Here is a 16,078-nt window from a genome sequence, read left to right on the forward strand (position 1 = left end):
GTTAAGCTTCAAAACACTTATCAGATGAGAGTTCAAGTTCAGCGAACAACCTCTGTCAATCTCCCCAGAATTTCCTTAGCATTCCCCACAGTCTTTCCTTCCTCATCGAAAGGAGGTGCTACTTCAACCAAGTCAGCATGAACCGGTTTTACCTTTTCTATCACTCTTTCAACCTGCTGCATAGAGAGCCGACCATCAGGATATCCTGTGCCAGGTGCTTCGTCTTCACTTAACACATCTATGTCAACGCTTAGATAGGTCGGACTAGTTGAATCGTATTCCTGCAGGAATTCGGATAATACCTCATCAGCACGGTAAACATCTAAGTCATGCTGATCCAGAAATTCTTGTTCATCATCGTCAACCCGAGTAATCCCAACAAAAGTAATCTCATCCTCCTCAAAACCAGAGTTTAGCAGCTCTCTAACAACTACATCATGTGAGACATGACCATCAACCTTCTCCTTCAAATCCAGATGAGAATCAAGCCAAACCAACTGCATTCCAGGATTCTCCTGCTTCAAAGCCTTGATAACAGGAAAAGAGACCGAGTGATCTCCTCCTAGAGAAAAAATCGGTTTATCATATTCTAAAAGCTCCTCAGTATTCTCACGAATCCTTTCATGCGTCTTCTCTAAATCAAACTCGTCAATAAACACTTCATCGATTAAAACATCCTTTCCGGGTTCGAACCCCTCCAAAATCACTTCCGGAGCATTCAGAGTACCCTTACGAGGATTTCTATGAATGCCTATATCACTAGGAAGTTTCTGAAGTAGAATTTCTGCGTCCTCAGGAGAATTGGTTTTCATGAAAAATCAGCTTAAGCGGACCCGAAGGGATTTGAACCCTTGACAACGAGATAACTTCTCTTTTTCCGTAAACAGTGAGAGATGGCTGAAACGCCATAAAGTATTGTTAATCTGCTACGGCAGTTAGAAGTCTCGCGCTCTGTCCAGGCTGAGCTACGGGCCCTTTCTCTGTAAATAGATGTTTGGGCGAAAATCTTTTTTAGAGGTGTAGTCCTAGTGTCAAGATGGATACTACGAATCCGAATGCGATAACTGTTTTCGGATCGACTTCTATACCTGTGTCTGCGTCCATATACTGGACGAGTCCTCCTTGACTGGAAGGAAGTGCACCGCCTTCTTCTTTAGCCATAAAGAGTTAAGGGTTTGAAACCTTCAAAAAGGTTGTTTCAATTTACTCAGAGAATAAAATTAGTGGAGATGGCAGTAAGCCCGATTCTGTTGCTACGTCCGAAAGCCTTACGCCTTTCCAAGATGCCTCTTCTCAATAGAAGAGACAGCTGCATTTAACTACAACCAATTCACGATGATTGGTCTTGCACCCGATTTTTCAGGGCTTGCCACACGGTTCGGACCACGTTTCAACGAATCCAACAGGCTTCAAACACTCATATCATCGCTCAGCCAGTTGGGCGTGTCGTTTCTGATGTCCATGAACTTCTGCTACAACACAGTATTACCTGGTTTTACGCTTAGTTCAGAGCCTTCTCAGGCCACAGGTCTTTCACCTGCTCCGCTTACGAAAATCCGGTTTCCCAAGATTTTCTGAAAGCCCAGAAACTCCAGTCAAGGAAGTTTCGGACTTGTGGTCGGGACTTTCACTCACTAAACACCTTCCAAATTGACGAAGGCAGCGATGACAGCCACACCATCTCCAATCAGTAATTCAACTATAGATTAGAAAATCTTTTGAGAATGAAATTAGGAAAGGTGATGAAAAATAGTAGGGTTCGAACACAGAGAGTCCAAGATAACCGTGTTAAGACGGAGTTCTTATCCAGGCAGACTAAGCATTGAGTCCCACCTGTAAGGGTAGAGCTCAAGCTGGTGTCTTCCACTAGATTAGAACCCACGATTAGTAGTGGTCGGCTGAAATCCTCGTTGCCTTGGATCTTACACCGCCACTCTATCAACTCGTCTTGTACGAGAGTGGATGCGGTTTCTTTTTGAGTAGTCTTTCGAGCTTAGATGCTTTCAGCTCTTACAACTGTGAGGCGTAGCTACTCTGCATTTGCCCTTTCGGACAACAGATACACTAGAGGCCTCAGTCCAGGGTTCCTTTCGTACTGTCCGGACTTTACTCTCAAACCACAAACACTCCCAGCAGATAGCAACAGATCTGGCTCACGCCGATCTAAACCCAGCTCACGATCCGTTTTAATAGGTGAACACCCTCACCCTTGGCTGCTGTTGCACAGCCAGGATACGGAGAGCCGACATCGAAGTAACAAGCCTGCGGGTCGATATGAGCTCGCGCCACAGACAATCCAGTTATCCCTGGAGTACCTTTTTTGTCAGGCCTAAGCCTCACTTATTGGCTAAAGGCGTTCGCTAAGTCACGCTTTCGCGCCTAGATCCCCTACTAACAGGAATCCAGTCAAGCATGCATTTGGCTTTGTCCTCTACAGTCGATTTCTGACCGACTTGAGCATACTTTTGAACCCCTCTGATTCGTTATCAGAGGGATGCCGCCCCAGCTAAACTGCCCAGCTAACGCTGTCCTTCCGTAGAAGTAAGCAGCAGGGTTCCACGTGGGTAGTGTCCCATGGTCGACTGGGCGACATACTAGCGTATGCACCTCTGTAATGTCTTCTACCTACACTTCACACATGGAACCCCACCGCAACGTCAGACTGCAGTAAAGGTTCACAGGGTCTTCGCTTCCCACTGGGAGTCACCGGCTTATGCGCCGGTACAGCGGGTTCACCGGGCCACGACTTGGGACAGCAGGAGCCTCGTTCCTCTATTGATGCGGGCCAACAATTAATTGGCAAGGGACTACGCTACCTTAAGACGGTCATAGTTACCGCCGCCGTTTACCAGCCCTTCTGCTCCTTGTACGGAGGTTTCAGGTACTGGCACTGGGCAAGAGTCGCCGACTATACAAATCCTTTCGGACTAGCAGTCGGCTATGTTTTTAGTAAACAGTCGAGCTCCCCATGTAATTGCAACCTATCGTAACAAGACGATAGGCACTCCATATACCGAAGGTACGGAGCTAGATTGCCGAATTCCCTAAGTCGAGTTGCACCCGAACGCCTAAGCCTACTCAGCCAGAGGACCTGTGCTGGTTCTTGGTACGGTCTCTCACATGTTTTCAAGGGCTCCAGGAATCACAACAAACCGGGATTATTCCCAGTTCGAATTGACAGGTTCGCAGGCTCTAAGCATTACGCTCGCCATGCATTACCTGATTAGACTGCGCGAAAACGCAGCTGTTGTTATCCCAAAGCGTCCAATAATGTGAGGAGGTACAGGAATATTAACCTGTTTGCCTGTTCTCCAATCGCGAATTACGGATTGGATTAGGGCCGACTAACCCTCAGCTGATAATCATTGCTGAGGAACCCTTCCTCTTGCGGCGAAGATGATTCACACATCTTTTTCGCTGATACTGCCGGCAGGATTCTCGTTTCCACACGGTCCACACGACTTCACAGCCATGCTTCTGTCCCTGCGGAACGCCACTCTACCCATCGATAAACGATGGAAAGGTCTCGGCTCCTGACTTGAGCCCCGTCCATTTACGGTGCTTCAGTTCTCAACGGGTGAGCTGTTACGCTATCTTTAAAGGGTAGCTGCTTCTAAGCTAACCTCCCCGCTGTCTGAGAACCGAAACGCCCTTCATGTGCACTTAGTCAGGAATTGGGGGCCTTAACCTTTCTCTGGGTTGTTTCCCTCTCGGAATGGCACCTTACGCGCCATCCCTCACTCCTCGAGTCTATAACGCTGCAGAGTTCAGAGTTTGACTTCGGTCCTGTAGGCAGAGCCTACAGGCAGCCAAAATCAGTAGCTTTACCTCTACAGCAGTCTCGTCGAAGGTTGGACTTCGATCCATTTCGAGTGGAACCAGCCATTACCGATCTCGATTGACATTTCACCCCTTGACCCAGCTTACACGAGCGCTTGTATCGCAGCAACGCTTCAGGCCTCCACGGAGCTTTCGCGCCGCTTCACCTTAGCCAGGCCAGGATCGACCGGTTTCGGATAATGCCGTGGTGACTTCTCGCGCGTTAACACGAGGACCCTCACACGCAAAGCGTGCTGCGGTCTTCTTGCTTTCGCTGTGACTCCCCACCGAATCGGTGGTTAGCCTCGCCACGACGGCAAACTCCCTGCCCCGTTTTTCAAAACGGATGACACAACACTGCTCCGACTGATTCATACTAAGACCTCTCGGAAAGTTCTTTGTCAGTCATCGACGCTTGAATGCCGTGCCTAGCCTAAGACCAGATAGTTTCAGGGTCTTTTAAGCCTCCTTCGAAGAGTACTTTTCAGCGTTCCTTCACAGTACTTAGTACGCTATCGGATTCGAGAAGTATTTAGCATTGGAAAAGGGTAAGTGCCTCCCATATTCACACAGGATTTCCAACCCATGCTACTCTTGGCACGCCTAAGATCGGTGCAGTAGTCGTCTACGAGACTATCACTCTCTATGGTCCTGCTTTCCAGCAAGAGTTCAACTAAACTGCTTGGATCCAACGGCGGCCAAACCACATCCACCTACGATCTCTCGAAGGCGTTCAGTTTGTGCGTGTTCCCCGTCCGCTCGCCGCTAATAAGGGAATCCCATATTGGTTTCTTTTCCTACGGCTACTAAGATGTTTCAATTCACCGCGTTCCCGTACATAGAAATGTACAGGTCGCCGAAGCGACCTATGAAGTCACATTAGGAGATCTTGGGCTCAAAGGCTGCATGCACCTCGCCCAAGCTTATCGCAGCTTGCCACGTCCTTCTTCGGCTTCTCGAACCGAGCCATTCACTACCCGGCTTGACAGTAATCCAGCTTCTGACACCAGCTTGATTAACTCCCTGGAAAGTCGAAACTTTCCTGAGACATCAAGCTAGTAAATCGGATGCCCGGATAAAAAATAATCTTGGTTCTGGTTCGAACCCTACTTACACCAAACAAAACAAATCATATGCGGTGTGCACTACTCATCTCCACATTGTGAATTCAGAGACTGATTCGTGCTGAGGACACCCTAAACAGGCGCCCACGAAACAATGTACCGGTTCGATGCCCGGTAACATTAGACACGGCCTTAACAGTTAAAAAGGGTCATACATTAACAAACCGTCGACCCTCCTAAACAAACTGTCACGCCGTATGCAAAGAAAACCTGTCAAAACTTTAAATACCTATTAACCATTACCCGTGTACCCGGTCAAATGGTGCCGAACCAGTTTAAAAAAATAAACCATCAAAGTTCTAGATACGGAGTACGGGCCCTTAGTTCAGCCTGGCAGAACGTCCCCCTTGCAACGACTGGTTACGCTCGGTTACCGAAAACCTCTTCCCGAGGTTTTCTGGAGCAGAAGACCTCTTAGAGGTCTTCGAGACACGCAAGAATGCATTCACAGAATGCCTGCCGAGAAACCAAAAGCAAGATAGGGGAAGGCCCAGGGTTCAAATCCCTGAGGGTCCATGTAGCCCATTTCCAAGATGGACTGGGTAGGACTTTTAGCAATCGTTGGGAGTAAACGACTGAGAGTCCAAGTCTCCCATTTCTTAATAATGAGTTATAAAATGGGCTTGGTCGGCGGTTCACAATAAGGTGAACCAAAAATGACCAAAAACACGACTTCAGACTCTAATTCTAAAGAAACCAGTTTTGAAGTTCTACATAGAGTTAACTCAGAACTGGCCAAAAACCCTGAAATTTCTGATCATAACAAGCAGATTCTCGAAGACTTCTTTGACGAATGGATAGATCGAGTCGAAAGCTCGACTATTGATGATTACTCCTCACAGTGGAACAGGATAGCCGAAGAAATAGATTTCAATCTGGATGAAGCAGAAAGAGAAGATGTCAAGGAAATAATAAAGAAGCTCGGCAGGGACGAAATTAAGAAAAGAAATGGAGAGACTTACTCTGACTACAGTAAGGACAAAACTAAGAAAGCTCTGACCGTTTTCTACAGAAGTTTCGTGGAATACACAGGCGAGGGAGAAGAAGAATACCTTGAAGAATTAAACGGGTCTGCACTGGTCAGAAAACTTGACAAATATCTTAATGAGCCTCAAAAGGAAGTAATTCCAGAAACAAAACCAGATCCATCACAAATGAAGAAAATCATAGAATCTGCTGATTCTTTCAGGAACCGCTGTATAATATTCTTTGGTTGGGCTACAGGATGCCGTATTGGGGAAATTTTTCCAACCGATGATAAGCCACAGCCACTACTATGGAAAGATATCAACTTCAAAAGCAACGATGACAAGATGACTGTGCGGTTAAGAGTGAATAAGAAGGGCGGTAGCTCCAGTAGGAGAGTGATCAATATGGTTAACTCAAGACCTGTAATGAAAAAGCTCTATGAAGAACAGAATCCAGATCCAGACGAACCTGTTTTTAAGGAAAAAGATGCCGATATTCGCTGTCCTGATTGTAGAGCCAACGCCACTAGAGTCGCCAAGAATAGCGATAAGTCTATGTCAACAAGCTCACGTAGAAAGTATGCATGTGATGAATGTAGCTGGAGAGGGAAAAGTTCTTCTGCTTATAGAAAGAAAGAAGCTCTTGGAGCTGGAGCGGTTAGAGATATTGTCAAAGAGGCAGTAAATGATTCCGAAGTAAGGAATATTGATGATAACCCTCACGCAGTATTTCGTAAGGCACGTGCTTTACATAAACAAGCTATGAACTGGGGAGATGGAGGAATTAGGAGCTTTTTTGGTTGGGCAGAAAACAGCAGTTCTCCTGGCCACTACAAAGAAGCACTTGAAGTCAATCAGAAACAAGACCTGCAGAACGAACATCCAGAACTCGATATTAATGTCGAGGGCAGATTCTACGATGAGTCATTAAAGCCAACCAAGTGTAGCGAGTGCGAAAAGCTTAATAGCAGGTTATGGGACATATGCAACCGTTGTGGCAAAGAACTTACCTACGATGGTATGGTGATGACAGGAGATACACCGGATTCCACAAAGAATGAGATTAAGCACGAAGTGAAGGACTGGGGTATTGACTATCTCTTGGACAAATCCTCTATTGAAGAGGAAGACTTCAAGAGTGAGTTGATGGATGTGCTTGACAACAAGCTTCAGGAAGTGGACTTTGACAGTCAAGACCTTGAAGATGGAGATGAGGAGGGTATAGAGGATCTAGACAAAGAGGATATAGTTGAGAAGATGCAGAAATTACAGAACAAAGTGGAGGAGTTAGAAGGCTAACTGAATAGGCTTCTCAACCTTTTCTCTATCAACTTTTCTCTTTCCTTCTTGAACTTGAGGAACTGATCAAACTCCTGAAGACTTTCTCCTGTAGGGATTAGGTGTTTTTCTGGTGATTTCTCTGATTGTGTTTTTATCCATTCTCCAAATTCCTGATCATTCTTTGTTGTGTTTTCATTTTCTGTGAGAAGCTGGAGGTTTCCTATCTGTTCGTAGTTCTCAAGATATTTTTCTATCTTTTCTTCGGAGTAACCTCTTTCTCGTAGTTTTTCTTCTTCAAACTTGGAGTCTGGGAAGATGTGGTCGGTGTGGTAGCTGATGTGCCCCCAATCTGTTCTATCGTATAGAAGGGTTAGTGCTAGGAATGTTCTTTTCTTGCCGTATTCGAACTCTAGAATGTTTTCAACTATTTCTTCGTTGAACCCGACAGTCTTTCCTCTTCCACGCAACTTTGAATTGATCTTTTCTACAGGGAATTGGCTATTGCCTTTAATTGCTTCTCTGGCATCTCTAAGAACAGTATCTGATTGTCCTCCGAATGTTCCATTCAGTAGAGAGCTTAAGAACCATTTCTGAATCTTTTTCCTAGTCTCTGTTTTCTCTACGGATTCTCCGTAGAGTTCTACTGACGGGTTCTTCATGTAGAAGTAGGCTATAGGTATCAGAGCATTTTGGCTTGTTAAGTTGTTTGAGTCAACTCCAAAGCTGTTAACCAGTTTTACTGCCTTTTCTATAGCTTCTTTGATATCATTCCAATTAGCTTTGATCTTTTCTAGATTAGTTGCTGTGAAGTTATCTACTTTGTATCTTACAGGTAATTCAGATAGTACGAGAGAGCTTTTCAGCACGAAGTCTTTGTCGAAGTCGTTGTCTTCGTCTAGTTTATTGTTGATCCGGTCTACGAAGTTGGTTATCTCTTCTCTTGCGTTTATTTCGTCTTCTGAATCGCTTCCTTTTGCCCAGTTTCCAACTGCCATCGAAAGTAGAAGGTCTGACTTTGTTAGCTGGGTTCCTCCGTCGTTTGTTCTAATGAATATGTCAAGGACTTTCTCCATGTCCTGTTCTTTCTCAGTATAGTAGTTGATTATCTCCTGTTTTTTGATTATATCGTATAGCTGGCTCAAGTTGCTTTGAACATAGAACTCTTCGTCAGAGGATAAATCTTCGCTTTCTTTAATCCTATTTACTTCTTTGTGCTTCTGTTTGTCGTTTTCTAGCCCTAGGATCTTTCCTACCCTGTACCAGTATTCGCCTTCGCTGTTTTCTGGATCTTTCTTAAATTCAAATTCGTACTGGAGTCGCATCTCTCCTTCTGTTGTTTCGTCAGGGTTTGAAAGCAGGTTTAGGTATAGCTTCTTCTTTTTCCATGCGTCTTCATTATCATATCTTTTCCATTTTTCTTTGGAAGTGTAACTACCTTTCAAGCCAATAAACAGGGAAGAAAGCCTCTGCTGACCATCTAGTACCAGACGAATATCTGATTGACCATTAGCATCAGTTGTCTGATTTCTATGTAGTGCAGGATGTGGAGTATGTTTCCTGTTCGTGGTGTAGTTCTGTATAAACTGGTATTTGACATACTCTTCTTTGTTTTCTTCATTTACTTTCCAGAAGAGGAATGAACCTATAGGATACGATCTCATTAGAGAATCGAATAGTTTTACTATCTGATCTTCGTCCCAGACGAACTCTCGCTGTATCGCTGGGAGGTAGTACTTGGAGTTTATGTTTTCGACTGCTTCTGCTATGCTTTCTGTACTATATCCCATTATTCATCCCTGAAATGCTTCTTGATGTATTTTTCTGTGTCTCTTTTGCTTAATTGGTCTGTTCTGCTGTCTTCTCTCACATAGAAGTCATCAGTTGCCACATAGATTGGTTCATCGCTAGGCTCTACCCCAATTACGCAGATGGATTTATCTCCAAGCGTGTCAAACCTGACCTGTATTTTCTGAGAGGCAAATGTCTCCCCTAGATTCTGGCTCAAGGCCTCATGTAGCTGGTCTTGGAACCCATCCTGCCCCTTCTGAACGGCTTTGAAGTCTTTCTCTAAGCCTGTAACCTGTCCTTCTTTATCAACACCTAGAATGAGGTGGCCTCCTGCGGAGTTTGCAAAAGCACATACATGCTTGGCAATTCTTTCCTTTGCCTGAGCATCACTTTCCTTATCTGGAAGCATCCTTTCTTCAAACTCTACATTCTTGTCCCGGCCTTCTTCCACCATATCTCTGCTATCTTTCTTTGAGGAATTGATGAACTGGTTGTAGAGCCAACTCTGGAATACTTCAGCAAACTGGTTATCATTCGTGGCCTTGTTGAAGAACTCTGTGTTCTGATCTATCATATCCAGCATCTCTTTCCTTGTTACATTCTTGAACTTCATCTGTGCCTTTTCCTTATTGTTCTTCTCTACAGTCTCCTTAAGGGCCTGATTCTCCTGTAATCTGTTCTTCAAGTGCTTGATAAAGTTCTTGTCCTGTTCATCGACTTCATATCCAAATTGCTTGTTCAACATCTCTACGATATTCTCTAGTGGAGATTTTTTCTCTTCGCTGACCTTCTTACCATCTTTCATTTTATGCGTAGGGCCAAGTTCACCACCAGATTGCTCTAGTGATCGGTCTTCTTCGTTGGACACTTCTTTTATGTGGTACTGGTCTAAATCCACAAACTGCTTTACTTCATTAGGCATATCGCCTGTTTCTACAGGTAGCTTCCTGTATAGAACTCTTGAGAACTGGTAAAGCTTATGCAATTCCTCATCTCTGAAGTTAACTACTTTTATGAGGAATGAGTAAAGCTGTATAAAGTCTTTCAGCTTTTTCCTGAAGTCTTCCTGTTTTTCTTCATCGGTGTTTTCGTATCTATCCTTCACAGGATCAAGAACGGCTGTCAGTTCGTCCTGTCTAGTTTCCTTACTGTACCAAAGTTCTGCGAAGTCCTCAACTTCACTTTCCTTGAATAGTTTGAACTCCTTCAGTTCTTCTTCCAAGTCATAAACAAGCTGTGGATTGGTTCCCTGCTTCACTTTTGTCTTGGTATAGAATCTCTCGAAGGCTTTCTGTATATCTTCAGGATCATTCTTGAAGTCTACCACCATGGTGTCTTCCTTGTCTGGATGAGTTCTGTTAAGTCTAGAGAGTGTCTGAACTGCTCTTACTCCCCCTAGTTTCTTGTCGACATACATGGTATGGAGTAGAGGTTGATCAAATCCTGTCTGGAATTTGTTTGCTACTATGATTGTTCTTGCGTCATCTTCCTCAAATTTGTCTTCAATCTTTGTGTCTAAATCTTCGTTAACATCTTTCTCAGAGACTTTCTCTCCGTTATATTCAAATTCGGAGAAGGCGGCTAGAGCCTTGAAGTTGTAATTGTTTTCATCAAGGTATTCGTCAAAGGCTTCTTTGTACTTGATTACCTGTTCTCTTGATCCTGTTACAAGCATAGCTTTGGCTTTTCCATCGATTTTGTGCATTACTTCTTCTACGAAATGTTCAACTATTATCTCTGTCTTCTTGGATATCACAAGATCGTGACTATCAACAAAGGATTTCAGAAGCCTCTTTGTCTTGCTTTCTTCGAACTCCGGGTTGTTCTCTATGGTTTTCAATAGGTTGAAGTAGTCATCGTAGGTAGTGTAGTTCTGAAGTACATCTAGGATGAATCCTTCTTCTATTGCCTGACGCATACTGTAGAGGCTGAATGGTTCATAGCCCTCATCTTCTTTAGGTTCTCCAAACATTTCCAAGGTCTTTTCCTTAGGAGTAGCGGTAAATGCAAATGAACTAACATTTGAGAGAGCTCCTCTACTTTCCATATCCTGATTTAATCTATCCTGAGGTGTGACTTCTTCCCCTTCTTCATCATCTATATCTGCTAGGGTCTTGGTCTGACTATCCTTCAGTTCTCCTGTTTGTGAGGAGTGAGCTTCGTCTATCAAGACAGCAAAGTTTCTGTCGGACAAGTCTTCCATTTCTTCAACTATGTAGTCGAACTTATGGATTGTGGATACTATTATTTTCTCTCCACTTTCTAAGGCATTTTTTAGCTGTTGAGAACTTTCCTCTACATTAGCGACTACGCCTTCTACCTGTGAGAACTGCTTCAAGTGGTGCTGAAGCTGATCGTCAAGAACTCTTCTGTCAGAGATAACTATAACTGAATCATATACTGGTTCGTTCTCATCATTATGAATTTCTGCTAACTGGTGTGCCAACCAAGATATCGTAAATGTCTTTCCACTGCCAGCACTATGCTGTATCAGATATCTTTCTCCTGCACCATTCTTTTCTACATCATCAACACATTTCCTGACTGCCTGTAGCTGGTGGTAACGCGGGAAGACAAGTATTTCTTCTTCAGTAAGGTCTCCTTGATCGTCCCTTTCCTTGAACTCAGTAATAAAGTTCTGAACTATGTTTAGAACACTATCTTTACTCAATAGGTATTTCCAGAAGTAGCTTGTTCTGTATCCTGATGGGTTAGAAGGGTTTCCTGCACCGTGATCGTTTCCTTTATTGAACGGCAGGAAAGTTGTATCTTGTCCAGCAAGTTCAGTTGTCATGTAAACCTCTTCCGGACTGACCGCAAAGTGAGCCAAACACCTACCAGGGCTGAAAAGCTTATCCCTAGGATCTCTATCTTCCTTATATTGTCTCTTGGCCTTGTTTACATTCTGGTTAAAATCTACTTTCAATTCGGAAGTGAAGATAGGTATTCCGTTAAGGAAAACGGCTAGGTCAACAGATTCCTTACTTCCTTTGTACCTTAACTGCCTTATTACGGAGAAAATGTTTTTCTCATAGTTTTCTACCGCCTCCTTGTTCCTGTCTGTCGCTGGCTTGAAGTATGCAAGTTGCTCAAACCTTGCTCCACTCATCCTCAAACCATTACGAAGAACTTCTATGGCTCCCTTTCTCTTGAGTTGTCGATCAAGTGTCTTCAGGAACTTCTCCTCTGCATTATCACCTTCGAAGTTCTCTAGTTTCTGCCATTCCTCTGGCTGTGTATCTTTTACAAACTCCAGAACATCTTCTGGAATTAAGCAATATTCTGTATCGAAATGTCTGTTTTCTCTCTTCCTGTAGTTTCCGGGATTAAAGCCTGTGTAGAGAGGTTCAACTTCGCCTTCTTTCCACTCTGTGTCTTTGGAAACTAGTTCTTCAACGATGATGTCTTCAAACTTCTCTTCTGTTAATTCCTTCGACATTATACTTCACCTCTTACATCAATCTGTCCTGTGACAGCCTCTGTAATTAAAGCCTTCCTGTATTCCTTCAAGCGTTCAATTCCTTCCTCTACCTGCTCAATAAGTTCATCAATATCCGAAGTTTCCTGATCTAGATGATTTACTATCTCTCTTTGCTCTTCTTTCGGAGGAAGTGGAACTTTCACTTCTCCAACCGTATCACTATTTAGGTTAGTTTGCGTTCCTGTCTTGCCTGCACCTGTAAATACACCCTGCGAATGGAAAAGATAGTAAATAAACTCCTTATCCGCTTCTAAATTTTTTAACCAAACTAGACCGTCGTGAATACAAGTATTTATCTTTGTAATTTTTGGTATCCCATAAGAGCCTGCTATACTGACTATAAGTTCGTTTTTTGGTACTTTAACGCTTTTACTAGATCCAAGTTCAGAAAGCGTCTGCTCTGTCTCAGTCAGATATTTGCCTCTTGAGGATATATCCGAGATTCTAACCCAATTGTAATCCCCATTTTCGTCAAAGTATTTTTTATCTGAAATAGGTCTTGGAGAGGCCCCTCTCTTCACCCAACAGAGAAATTTTAATTTAACTATCTCCCAATTCTGAGGTATTTTCTTTAACCACTCACTATTTGTTCCCTTCAATTCTACTTCAGAGTTTACACCTTGCATTATCCTGTTTGTTATCAAAGATTTTCGTTTTTCTTCCAATAAATCAATTAATTCTTCTTTTTTCTCAATAAGCCTATCAATCTGTTCTGTTTCTCTATCTAGAAATCTTACAATAGCTTTTTGCTCATCTTCGGAAGGCAAAGGAACTAGAAGATCCTTATACTTATCAGCACTTACATTTTCTATGGTCGACTGAATAAGAAATGTATCTATCCAGTCCCAATAGTTAGAAGATGATGTAAAGTAACTAAAATATTCTGGAAGTATGTGATTCTTGAGTCTTACTCTTATTAGGTAACCTGCAAACGATGCATCATCTTCTTCCACACCGTTATAAAGCGTGGCTTTACCTACTGTCGCACCACTTCTAGCTAATAAGATATCTCCCCTTTTTAACTGATAATCTTTGGCTATTTCTAGTGGGAGAGATTTTTTAGTTTTCTCTCTGAGTTCTCCATTTTCTTTGATGTCTGTGATCCTTATGTATCGGGGCTCTTTAGGATCATACTCCCTTGGCGATTCGCTAGCACCATACTTTAAATTTTTCTCTATTAGAAATTTCAGTTTAGTTAAGTCCCAATCTTGAGGAATCCTTCCCAACCATTCTGCTTTAGTTTCTCTGTATGCACCATAAGGTTGATATTCAGTAGTTCCTGAATTTTCTTCTCTAAATTCTCCAAGCGATTTAGTTTCACTCATTCTTTTGTCACCTTCTGGATCATGTTTACGATCTGGTTTTCGACTTCTTCGATGTCCTCTTCTATTTCTCCGAGGTCTCTTGGTGGTTCGTATTCGTAGAAATAGCGGTTGAAGTTGATTTCGTAACCAATCTTTCCTAGTCCGTCATCTTGTGGATCTTTCATATCTTCGTTGATCCATGCATGTGGCTGGTAAGGTTTGACCTCTTCCTCAAAGTATTCTCTGACATCTTTTCCAAGCGGCACATATTCGTAGTCGGTTAGGTCAGTGTCTCTTTCGGGATTGCCGTTACCGTCTGTGACGATCTCTGCTTCTTGATCTTTTTCTCCGAGAGCTTTGAAGATATTGCCTTCAACCGATTTCTTCAAGTCAAGACCTGCTTCTTCAATTGCTTCTTCAAGTTTCTCCTCAAACTCATCTTTGTCTTTGTAGAGCTTGTCTTCCATTCCTTGAAGCATTTCTATAATCGCTTCCTGTTTCTTCTCTCCTTCTTCGTTATCTGACAGGTTCTGGAAGGCTCTTTCTTCTTTGATCTGTTCTATCCTTTCTTTGGAAGCTTTGAAGTTTTTGCGTAGAGGCCGTTCAATCCTGACTTTTCTGTATCCGAACTCACTGATATCGTGTATCTGTGAGTTTTCTGACTCTTCATTTGCTCTGTAAAGGTCAAGGATATCTTGAATCTGGTCTTCTGTCAGTTCTTTTCTCTTATCGCCTTTGTTTTCGGACATCAGATTCCAGAACTCTTCTCCTGAAGCGTCAATTAGTTGTACTTCACCTTCTCTTTCTGCAGGCTTGTCGTTAGATAAAACCCAGATATAGGTTGAAATTTTTGTGTTGTAGAAGAGTTCGTCTGGCATCCTGATCAGAGCTTCTAGCCAGTCGTTTTCTAGAATCCATCTTCTTATGCTACATTCGTTTTTGCTTTCTGAAACATTTGGATCTGAAGTGAATAAGGGTGAAGCGTTTGATATGAAGGCTATTCTACTTCCTCCGTCTTCAGGTTCTTGTCTTTTTGATAGCATGTTTTGTAGGAATAGTAGCTGTCCGTCATCGGTTGATGGTAGTCCTGCTCCGAATCTTCCTCCGTAGCCTTGTTCTGCTTCGTTCTTTACAGCGTCCTTATCACTTTTCCAGTCTTTTCCGTATGGAGGATTGGCTAGCATGTAATCGAACTGTTTATCGGGGAAAGCGTCTTTAGATAGTGTACTTCCGTCTGCTATATTGTCTGCGGCTCTTTCTTCTTCTCCTTTGATAAACATGTCTGATTTGCAGATTGCATATGTCTGTGGGTTTACTTCCTGTCCAAACATCCAGACTTCTACATCTTCGTTGGCTTGGAGTATTCGGTCTTCTGTTTCTGTGAGCATACCTCCTGATCCACAGCAAGGGTCGTAGACATGCATGATCTGGTTTTCTTCGAAGTCTTCTCTGTCTGGTTCGATTGCTAGTTCTGCCATCAGATCTACTACTTCTCTTGGAGTAAAGTGTTCTCCAGGGTTCTCATCCAAAGATTCGTTGAATTTTCGGATCAGTTCTTCGAAGATATCTCCCATAGTAGAGTTGTCTACTCTGTCAGGGTGTAGATCAACTTCCGGCTGGCAAAATCTTTTGACTACTTTGTAAAGTAGGTCATGCTTGTCTAATTCTTCTATTGTACCTTCGAACCCAAAGTTGTCCAGAACATCTTGCATTTCCGGTGAGAAAGAGTGCATGTACTCTTTCAGGTTTCTTTCAATATCGTTTGGTTCGTCTAGAAGTGTTTCAAGTGTGTATTCGGAGTAGTTGTAGAATGGTGCTTCTGCGGCTTCTTTTAATACTTCTTGTAGAGCATCTTCATTTAGCTCATCTTTGTATTGTTCGTATTGTTCTCTTACTTCATCGTTTGTAGGTTCAAGAACACAGTCTAACCTTCTTAACACTAGGAAGGGCAGTATTACCTCTTCGTAGTCTCCTCTTTTGAATTTATCTCTTATTAGATCAGCCGCCCCCCAAACAAAATTGGATATTTCATTAAAATCAGACATAATCTATCGCTTCCCTCTGTTTATCAATACCATAATAATCTTGATATGATCACTGGTGATAAAGCTGTTCAAAGGTATAGAAAGTTGAATTATTCAAAAAGTAGAGGCCGCTTGAGGCGGCCAGTCTATGAGAGCCTAAGACGGCTTACGGCCGTTACTCGATGACTCCATACGTCAGCTTGGTTACGCCAGCTAAACGATGAAATACCCTTTGTTGGATATTAATCCAGTCTCCTTTGTTGCTTAAAAGCCCTAGCCATTCAGAATC

General features: G+C 43.0%; 7 protein-coding genes, 2 tRNA genes and 1 rRNA gene. 2 read left to right on the plus strand and 8 right to left on the minus strand.

The features are described 5' to 3' along the window. Positions 1–38 precede the first annotated feature (38 nt). The 4 genes from LC1Nh_RS05015 to LC1Nh_RS05030 form a co-directional block, all read right to left on the minus strand. A complete protein-coding gene (locus tag LC1Nh_RS05015) occupies positions 39–812 on the minus strand; it encodes an arginase family protein (RefSeq protein ID WP_153550613.1) in 774 nt (257 codons plus the stop codon). Positions 813–828: 16 nt separating this feature from the next. After that, positions 829–975 (minus strand) — tRNA-Arg (locus LC1Nh_RS05020). A gap of 36 nt (positions 976–1,011) precedes the next feature. Beyond that, positions 1,012–1,161: a preprotein translocase subunit Sec61beta gene (locus LC1Nh_RS05025; protein WP_153550614.1), complete on the minus strand. Its 150-nt coding sequence runs from the start codon at positions 1,159–1,161 to the stop codon at positions 1,012–1,014. Between the two features lie 703 nt (positions 1,162–1,864). Beyond that, positions 1,865–4,818 (minus strand): 23S ribosomal RNA (locus LC1Nh_RS05030). A gap of 439 nt (positions 4,819–5,257) precedes the next feature. Here LC1Nh_RS05030 and LC1Nh_RS05035 point away from each other — a divergent pair. Beyond that, a tRNA-Ala gene (locus LC1Nh_RS05035) sits at positions 5,258–5,459 on the plus strand. Positions 5,460–5,599: 140 nt separating this feature from the next. Further along, entirely contained in the window at positions 5,600–7,210 is a 1,611-nt protein-coding gene (locus tag LC1Nh_RS05040; RefSeq protein WP_153550615.1) for a site-specific integrase, read from the plus strand. On the opposite strand, the gene LC1Nh_RS05045 is transcribed toward LC1Nh_RS05040, so the two are convergent. Genes LC1Nh_RS05045 through LC1Nh_RS05060 form a run of 4 tightly spaced genes read right to left on the minus strand, consistent with a single transcriptional unit; the run spans position 7,207 to position 15,810 of the window. Then, the gene (locus tag LC1Nh_RS05045; RefSeq protein WP_153550616.1) at positions 7,207–8,979 is read right to left on the minus strand and encodes a GmrSD restriction endonuclease domain-containing protein; all 1,773 of its coding nucleotides are present in this window, start codon (positions 8,977–8,979) and stop codon (positions 7,207–7,209) included. The genes LC1Nh_RS05040 and LC1Nh_RS05045 overlap by 4 nt on opposite strands. Further along, entirely contained in the window at positions 8,979–12,419 is a 3,441-nt protein-coding gene (locus tag LC1Nh_RS05050) for a DEAD/DEAH box helicase family protein (protein WP_153550617.1), read from the minus strand. The genes LC1Nh_RS05045 and LC1Nh_RS05050 overlap by 1 nt, the downstream gene beginning before the upstream one ends. Next, a complete protein-coding gene (locus tag LC1Nh_RS05055) occupies positions 12,419–13,786 on the minus strand; it encodes a restriction endonuclease subunit S (protein WP_153550618.1) in 1,368 nt (455 codons plus the stop codon). The genes LC1Nh_RS05050 and LC1Nh_RS05055 overlap by 1 nt, the downstream gene beginning before the upstream one ends. Further along, complete coding sequence (locus LC1Nh_RS05060) at positions 13,783–15,810, minus strand: type I restriction-modification system subunit M (RefSeq protein WP_153550619.1); 2,028 nt, start codon at positions 15,808–15,810, stop codon at positions 13,783–13,785. Before LC1Nh_RS05060 ends, LC1Nh_RS05055 begins: the two co-directional genes overlap by 4 nt. Positions 15,811–16,078 lie beyond the last annotated feature (268 nt).

The organism is Candidatus Nanohalobium constans (assembly GCF_009617975.1).
GTDB lineage: Archaea > Nanohalarchaeota > Nanosalinia > Nanosalinales > Nanosalinaceae > Nanohalobium > Nanohalobium constans.